Consider the following 8,221-nt stretch of genomic DNA (forward strand, 5'->3'; position numbering starts at 1 on the left):
GTGCTTGAAAATGAAGTCAAACCGCAAATTGCACGATTCCTACAACAAAGAGGCTTAACGCTTTCGGTTGAGAAAACGCATGTGACACACATTAATGATGGTTTTGATTTTCTGGGATTTAATATCAGAAAGTACAAAGGCAAACTGCTTATTAAACCAAGTAAGAGCAATACACTGTTATTTTTGAGAAACCTGCGGCAACTTATTAGGAAGCATGCAACTGCCTCAGTCAATGATTTAATCAAGTTGTTGAATCCAAAGCTGAGAGGATGGGCGAACTATTACCATCATTGCGTTGCGAAGAAAGTCTTTGATTATGTAGGACATCAACTATTTCTTGCATTATGGAGGTGGGCTGTTAGAAAACACATCACAAAAGGGAAACAGTGGGTGGCAAGAAAATATTTTCTGGATAGAAATGGCTACTGGCGATTTCATGGGCGTCAGAAAATAGCGGGTATGGACTGTTCGTTTAATCTTGTAGAAATAGCCAAAACACCAATTGAACGGCATGTGAAAATCAGAGGTGCTGCAACACCTTATGATCCTGAGCATACGGCTTATTTACAAAGGCGTAAGCTTAATAAGCAAAGCAGAAACTCTTGGTTTGAACCTGTCATGCCTGCATTGTGAAGTTGCTGGGTAACATTAAAGCTTTTGTGGAGGCTTGAGCCGTATGCAGTGAAAGTTGCACGTACGGTTCTTAGGAGAACGGCATCTGGTAACAGGTGTCGTTTATCCGACATAAAAATGAGTTATAGATATTCCAAATCTCCTTTCAGGCGACAACTCCCCCATCGAAGCTGTTGAAGATATTATTGAATATAAAATGACGTAGGCGAGACATGGACGTCGAGCCAAGCTCTGGGGGACATGGATGTACCATCAGAGCTGTTAGGCATTTATTCAATAATATCTGAAACGCTCAGCTTCGTTTGGGCGGCATTGAGGATTCTTAAGGAGAGTTTGCTGGTGAACTCTCCTTGAGGCGGTGTGGAGAGCAACTCCACGACTTTCTATACTTCAAAGAAGTTTAATATCGTCGATAAAGCAAATGAAGCTCAATCTAAGATTTCCTTAAAATTTTCTCCATTTTACGTCCTTTCGCAAGCTCATCGACTAGCTTATCTAAGTATCTAATTTGTTGCGTGGTAGGCGTTTGAATATCTTCAATTTGATAGCCACAAATTTTTCCCTTAATGAGGTGAGCATTAGGGTTAATTGTGGCGCCAGCAAAGAATTCTTTCATGGTGATTTGATTTGCAATTAAGAGCTGTAGCTGGTCCTCACTGTAACCTGTAAGCCAAGTAATAACCTCAATGAGTTCAGTAACCGTTCGCTCTTTCTTTTCGATTTTCGCAACGTACATTGGGTAGATCTTTGCAAAGACCAAGCAGGCGATTTGATCATCATGTTTTTGTGTGGTCGTCATCATTATCTCTTTAGCAAAATAACTTACTTACGGGTTGAACCTAAATAAATCGGTTGAACGCATAATTAGTTCTTAACCTATGGGAATTCAACTCGAAATTTAATAGCACAACTTCACTCATCAGGTGAGTGCTGAACGCTCCCAACCGATTTATTTAGGTTGAAGCGGTTCAAGACTGTGAACAGATTACTCGTTTTATAAAAAATAAGTCAAACAAGGCCATGATTTTTAAACTTTAGGATAGAGCAAAAGGTAATTTCTCAACTTTTTATCTCATCAGGTTTGTATTTTTTATCGTTAAAATATGATCTGTACTTCAATTGTGTGACTGGTAGTCACAAAATGACTTTGAGTCACAAAATGACCGAAATTGAATTAACACGAAAACAAAAAGTATTTGCTCAACGAGAGCATGACATTCTTGATGCAGCCTTGTATCTGCTCAATGGCGCAAATTGGCAAGCAGTTACCGTTGAACAAATTGCCAAACAAGCAGAAATAGGTAAGGGGACGGTATACAAGCACTTTTCTTCTAAGGAAGAGATTTATGCTCATATTACCCTTAATCATTATCAGAAGTTTACCGCACTCATTAGCGATATTGATTTTGAACGTGACGTGGTCAGCTGTTTACATGACTTGATTGAACAGTGCCTGTTAGTTTCAATTAACGAACCTGCGGCATCGAAAATCGCTCATTTCTGCAAAAACTCAGACTTTATTGAAAGGTTGCCTGAAGCACTTTCCATCAAATTTACGGCATTTGAAAATGAAAATGACGACATGATTTATAAATTATTGAGTGTCGGGATGGAGCGTGGGGAAATTCCTAAGCAGCCAGCAGAAGAATTAGTGTTAGCCATGCACGCTTGTTTCCATGGAATTCTGGCCATGATCTGGGATGGCCACGTGCAAGATTTTGATAAGTTTAAACAAGAAGATTTTATACGTATTACCACTCGATTCATGATTGCTGGTGCGTTGGCTTATCAAGCTAAATAATCATTGCACAGTTTTAACATAACGGAATTAATAAATTATAACTGGGACTCAGATGTTTAAATCGAAAAAAAGCACATTGATCATAGCTTCAATTCTCGCTGTGGGTGCCTTAGTTTGGCTCGCCACGGGCAACATTGCTGGTAGCCAGTCATCGGTATCGGCAAAAGCTGATAAAACCAACACCAAAAAGCCTGATTTGTTTAAGGTTCAAGTGGCAGAGTTTATTGCAGCGCCATTAGTGAACAGCATCCATTTACAAGGGCAAATTGAAGCGTATCGCCGGATTCAAATTAAGTCAGAAACCAGTGGGCTGGTAGAAGAAAAGTTAGCGAAAAAAGGCGATGTACTCAAAAAAGGCGAGCAACTCTTACAAATTGAGTTGAACCACAAATTGCTCGATCTTGATTATGCCAAAGCTCAGTTATTGGCAAGAGAGGCCGATCTTGAGGCCAGCCAGCGATTAATGAAATCAAAAATGGTGTCGTCGAATCAACATAAGCAAACTCAAGCTGAACTTGCGCAAGCCAAAGCACGAGTAAAGCAGCTCGATATTGATATTCAGCAAACAAAAATTACTGCTGCTTTTGATGGTGTGCTTAATGATATACAAGTCGATAAAGGCGACTATCTATCCGCTGGCGATCCGATTGCAACATTAGTGGATAACACCAGTTTGATCATCACTGCCAATGTCCCGCAAGCCTTGGTTCATAAATTACATTTAGGCTTGCCGATAAAAGCGGAATTGATTGGTGGTCGAGTGTTAAATGGTGAGTTGAGCTTTATTTCTAATGATGCCGACCCACAAACGAGAACCTTTCGAGTTGAGTCACGTATCAATAACTTAAAAGATATGCCTGCATTTGGCCAAAGTGCATCGATTACGCTGGATGTTGATCCTGAGCTTGCTCATCAATTGCCAAACTCACTGTTGGATCTTTCAACCGAAGGCACGCTACAAGTTAAAGCGGTGGATGATAATGACACGGTGATCAATATGCCTGTCGAAATCATTCGTTCGCAAAACTCAGGTACGTTTGTGAATGGATTACCAGAATCCGTTCGTCTCATCACGGTTGGTCAGGGTTTTGTTAAAGCGGGACAAGTGGTGATCCCAGAGCTTGAAGCTGCAAGCGGGGAATAATCACAATGAATACAATTATTAATTGGGCGATGAACCACGCTCGAGCCGTGATGGTGTTCCTTGCCTTCATTTTATTGAGCGGGCTAGTGGCGTATAACTCCATTCCCCGTGAATCTCAGCCTGATATTGCCATCCCTATCATTTATGTATCAATGTCGCACGAAGGGATCTCGTCCTCAGATGCAGAACGTCTACTCATTCGCCCGATGGAAAAAGAGCTGCGTACCATTGAGGGCGTGAAAGAAATGACCGCCGTGGCTTCAGAAGGCCATGCTTCTGTGCAGCTTGAATTTGATGCAGGCTTTGACGGCGATAAAGCGCTGTTAGATGTGCGTGAAAAAGTTGACCGTGCCAAAGCGAAACTGCCTCAAGGTGGTGAAGAGCCAGAAGTGCATGAGGTGAATGTTGCACTTTTCCCGATTCTGTCATTAAGTCTTTCAGGCCCCATTCCTGAGCGCCAGCTGTTGAGAATGGCACGTGATTTAAAAGACGAAATTGAAGCCTTGCCAGAAGTGCTTGAAGTCGATATTGGCGGCGATCGTGAAGAAGTCTTAGAAGTCATTGTTGACCCGCTGATCTTAGAAACGTACCCAATCGATTTTCAGACGGTTGTGAACAGCATCAGTCGCAATAACCAGCTGGTGGCTGCGGGTGCATTGGATAACGGCGACGGGCGCATGGTGGTCAAAGTACCAGGCGTGATTGAAAATATTGATGACATGCTGTCATTGCCGATAAAAACGGTGGGTCGAACCGTAGTCACGTTTGGTGATGTCGCCAGTGTTCGCAGAACCTTTAAAGATGCGCCGGGCTTTGCCCGAGTGAATGGTCAAAGTGCGATTTCACTTGAAGTCTCTAAGCGTGTCGGTTCAAACATCATCAGTACCATTGAGCAAGTGAAAGCCATTGTCGCTCAACGTCAAACAATTTGGCCGCAAAGCGTGCAGCTGGATTACATTCTTGACCAGTCGGGTCAAATTGAAACCATGTTAGCGGATCTGCAGAATAACGTGGTCAGTGCGATTATTATGGTGATGATCGTAATCGTTGCCGCATTGGGCATTCGTTCATCACTTCTCGTTGGTCTTGCGATTCCAGCTTCATTTCTAACTGGGATCTTAGTGATTTATTGGATCGGTTTTACGCTCAACATCGTGGTGCTATTCAGCCTTATTTTAGTGGTAGGCATGTTGGTAGATGGCGCCATTGTGGTGACGGAGCTTGCCAATCGCTACGCTACTGAAGGCTTAAGCTCCAAACAAGCCTTTGGCCTGGCGGCTAAACGTATGAGTTGGCCAATCATCGCCTCAACGGCGACGACATTAGCGGTATTTGTGCCATTAGTTGGCTGGCCGGGAACGGTCGGCGAGTTTATGAAGTTCTTACCGATAACGGTGATGATTTGTTTGCTGGCATCATTGCTGGTGGCTTTAGTGTTCTTGCCCGTGTTGGGCGCCGTACTTGGCGGTAGTAAAGGTAACAAACAAGAGCAAGACATTAACCAGTCAGACATTGAAGCGACCACGGTTAAGCAAAATACGTGGTACTCAAGAACGCTAACATTAGGTTTGTCTCACCCAGCGAAAGTGCTGGGGCTGGCAATGATGGCAATCATTTTTAGCTACATCAGTTATTTTTCTTTCGGTTTAGGTACGGAGTTCTTCCCTGAGGTAGAACCTGAAACTGCGCAAGTGTTGGTGCATGCTCGTGGCGATCTATCCGTTTATGAAAAAGACGCTTTGCTTAAAAAGGTGGAAGATCGCTTGCAGGGCATGAGTGAGCTTAAGTCTTTATACGCTCGCTCATTCAACAAACCAGATAATAAGTTTGCTACTGATGTAATTGGTGCAATTCAGTTTGAATTTGTCGATTGGAAGCAACGTCGTAAGGCATCGAGCATTTTGGCGCAAATGGAGCAAATGACAGCCGATATTGCTGGGGTGAAACTTGAGTTTCGTGGTCAAGAAAATGGTCCAACGCAAGGTAAACCGATTCAACTGCAAGTCAGTGGTATTAGCCAAGATAATATTTACCAAGTGGTGTCTGACATTCGCAGTACCATGGATGCACTGGGTGGCTTTAAAGATGCTGAAGATAATCGCCCATTACCGGGTATTGATTGGCAAGTGAAAATTAACCGAGAAGCCGCGGCTCAGTATGGTGCCGATGTAACGCTGATTGGCAGTGGATTCAGATGATGACTCGCGGTTACAAAGTCACTGAATACCGCCCAGATGATGCGATTGAAGAAGTCGATATTGTGATTCGATTTCCTCAGCAACAGCGACATTTAGACGAGTTTGTGAACTTTAACCTGCAAACATCTAACGGGCCTGTGCCGCTTTCGAATTTTGTTACGCTTACACCCGTAGCAAAAACGGGCACCATTAATCGTGTGGATGCCAAGCTGGTGATCACGGTTCAAGCGGATGCCGCAGAAGGCTACTTAGTCAGTGAGCGTTTAGCAGCACTGCAAGCGGAAATGGCGACAAAATCCTTTCCGTTAGATGTGCGTGTTGCCGCTAAAGGTGACTCTAAAGAACAGCAAGAAACGGGTATGTTCTTGATGACGGCATTCTTAATCGCCATTTTTGCGATGCTGATGATTCTATTGATTCAATTTAACAGTTTCTACCAAAGCTTGTTGGTGCTGAGTGCCATCGTGTTCTCGACGTCTGGTGTATTACTGGGGTTATTGGTGGCACAGCAACCGTTTGGTGTCGTAATGGTTGGGCTCGGCATTGTCGCCCTGGCGGGGATTGTGGTGAATAACAACATTGTATTGATTGATACTTATAATTCATTACGTAAATCAGGACATCGAGCGTTTGATGCGGCGCTAATTACCGGTCAGTTGCGTTTCCGTCCTGTACTACTGACAGCGGGTACAACGGTTCTTGGTTTAGTACCGATGGTGATGTCGATGAACATCGATTTTGTGAATCGTGAAGTGGCCTTTGGCGCACCATCTACCCAATGGTGGACACAGCTTTCCAGTGCGATTGCCGGCGGTTTAGGGTTTGCTACATTACTGACGTTATTCCTTACGCCATGCTTATTGGTGCTTGGTGCTAATATTTCTGATTGGTGGCAAGTAATAAAGCCACGACTTTTCAAAAAATTGGCTCTATCGCAGAAATCATAAATAAAAGGAAATAAGCGGTGGTGTACTCATACTGAGTTGGGTATAATCGCCGCCCTGAGTTGGCCGAGACAATCGCTGCGTTGCTTTTATGAGTAACGGGGAGGAAAGTCCGGGCTCCGAAGAGCAGGGTGCCAGATAACGTCTGGGCGGCGTGAGCCGACGACAAGTGCAGCAGAGAGGATACCGCCAGATACTTGTATTTGGTAAGGGTGAAAGGGTGCGGTAAGAGCGCACCGGGCCACTGGTAACAGTTGGTCGCAAGGTAAACTCCACCCGGAGCAAGATCAAATAGGGTTCCATATGGCGTGGCTCGCGTTGGAACCGGGTAGATTGCTTGAGCCTGTGAGCAATTGCAGGCCTAGACGAATGATTGTCGCTTCCGCAAGGTAGAACAGAACCCGGCTTATGCGGCCAACTCAGACCTTTTCTTTTTTATTACCTAAAATGTTACCGCTTTCATAAAAGCAGTCATTCATTGATGTACTATATTCTTTTTCAATTGATACTTGTTCAGTGCAAGGGGAAAATTGAAGGAGAGGGAAGAGAAAATGAAAGCAAAACATTTTAATATTTTAGCCTGCGTGTTTCTTTTTTTTACTATCATTGGATATTTATTTCTCGACAAATCCATTGCGCTTTATTTTCTGCATAATTTTTCAGATGCTAATATCACTCATTTTTCTCATAAACTTGCATCATGGACATCGTCTAAAAAGATTTGTTTTTTAGGATTGCTTATATGTGCAATAACATTTATTCAATTACTCAAAAACAAAATAAACCTTACACATCCACTTGTTCGGATTTCGGCTATCTATGCTTTATCGATTGCCGTTGTGTTCGTGATAAAAGGTGTGCTTGCTCGTTACCGACCTGAACTATATTTCTCTGATGATCTTTATGGATTCCACTTTTTTAGTGCGAAGCATGCTTTCACATCAATGCCTTCAGGCCACGGAATAACGGCATTTACTTTATTACTTATTCCTGGAATGTTCTTATGGTGTAAAAATAAATTGCTGAGCATTCTCTTTATTTTTTGTGCACTCTTTCTGGCATTCAGTCGTATTTTAACGACGGATCATTATTTTTCCGATGTGATGTTTAGCTTTGCGATAGCGAGTTATGTCGCTGGATATATATTCTCAAAAGTGCCAACTCAAGAATGAACGTAACTAAATAATTAACTTACGTCTGTTTGAAGTGCGTAAGTTAATTCTACTCTTTTATAAATTTTGACTTGTCTCTCATTTGTTAAATTAAACACTATTTTTATCAATTTAATAACATCTGTGTGGTATTCTTTTGGCGTTTTTAGTTCTTTTTTATAAATAAAGAAAATTACACAATAAAAATATTGAAAAAACAGTTAAGGCCCATATTTCGCACGGTCATTTACAGTTGCATTTTTATTTCAATAAGTTAACAAAAAAACAACTAAGATCATTCCAAACTACCATACGTTAAACCAAATTTTAGGCACACCAAACGACTTCTT

General features: G+C 42.4%; 7 protein-coding genes and 1 other RNA gene. 7 read left to right on the forward strand and 1 reads right to left on the reverse strand.

What is annotated here, in order from left to right:
* The coding region (locus JQC92_RS19695) for a group II intron maturase-specific domain-containing protein (protein WP_276315823.1) at positions 1–633 on the forward strand (633 nt) is incomplete at its 5' end.
* 433 nt (positions 634–1,066) lie between these two features.
* On the opposite strand, the gene JQC92_RS19700 is transcribed toward JQC92_RS19695, so the two are convergent.
* Positions 1,067–1,432 (reverse strand): DUF2200 domain-containing protein, encoded by a 366-nt coding sequence (locus tag JQC92_RS19700; protein WP_205001247.1) that lies wholly within the window; start codon positions 1,430–1,432, stop codon positions 1,067–1,069.
* A 360-nt stretch (positions 1,433–1,792) separates the two neighbouring features.
* On the opposite strand from JQC92_RS19700, the gene JQC92_RS19705 reads away from it, so the two are divergent.
* From JQC92_RS19705 to JQC92_RS19725, 6 genes are all read left to right on the forward strand, one after another.
* Positions 1,793–2,434, forward strand: coding sequence for a TetR/AcrR family transcriptional regulator (locus JQC92_RS19705; RefSeq protein ID WP_205001248.1), 642 nt, complete (start codon positions 1,793–1,795; stop codon positions 2,432–2,434).
* Positions 2,435–2,486: 52 nt separating this feature from the next.
* Positions 2,487–3,578 (forward strand): efflux RND transporter periplasmic adaptor subunit, encoded by a 1,092-nt coding sequence (locus JQC92_RS19710; protein WP_205001249.1) that lies wholly within the window; start codon positions 2,487–2,489, stop codon positions 3,576–3,578.
* Positions 3,579–3,583: 5 nt separating this feature from the next.
* Positions 3,584–5,776, forward strand: coding sequence for an efflux RND transporter permease subunit (locus JQC92_RS19715; RefSeq protein ID WP_276315824.1), 2,193 nt, complete (start codon positions 3,584–3,586; stop codon positions 5,774–5,776).
* On the forward strand, positions 5,776–6,723 hold the full coding sequence (locus tag JQC92_RS22970; RefSeq protein WP_276315825.1) for an efflux RND transporter permease subunit: 948 nt from the start codon (positions 5,776–5,778) through the stop codon (positions 6,721–6,723). Before JQC92_RS19715 ends, JQC92_RS22970 begins: the two co-directional genes overlap by 1 nt.
* A gap of 56 nt (positions 6,724–6,779) precedes the next feature.
* Positions 6,780–7,145: RNase P RNA component class A (gene rnpB, locus JQC92_RS19720), an RNA gene on the forward strand.
* Between the two features lie 126 nt (positions 7,146–7,271).
* Complete coding sequence (locus JQC92_RS19725; RefSeq protein WP_205001250.1) at positions 7,272–7,892, forward strand: phosphatase PAP2 family protein; 621 nt, start codon at positions 7,272–7,274, stop codon at positions 7,890–7,892.
* Positions 7,893–8,221: the final 329 nt, after the last annotated feature.

The sequence above is a fragment of the Parashewanella hymeniacidonis genome, from assembly GCF_016900895.1.
In the GTDB taxonomy this organism is placed as follows: domain Bacteria; phylum Pseudomonadota; class Gammaproteobacteria; order Enterobacterales; family Shewanellaceae; genus Parashewanella; species Parashewanella hymeniacidonis.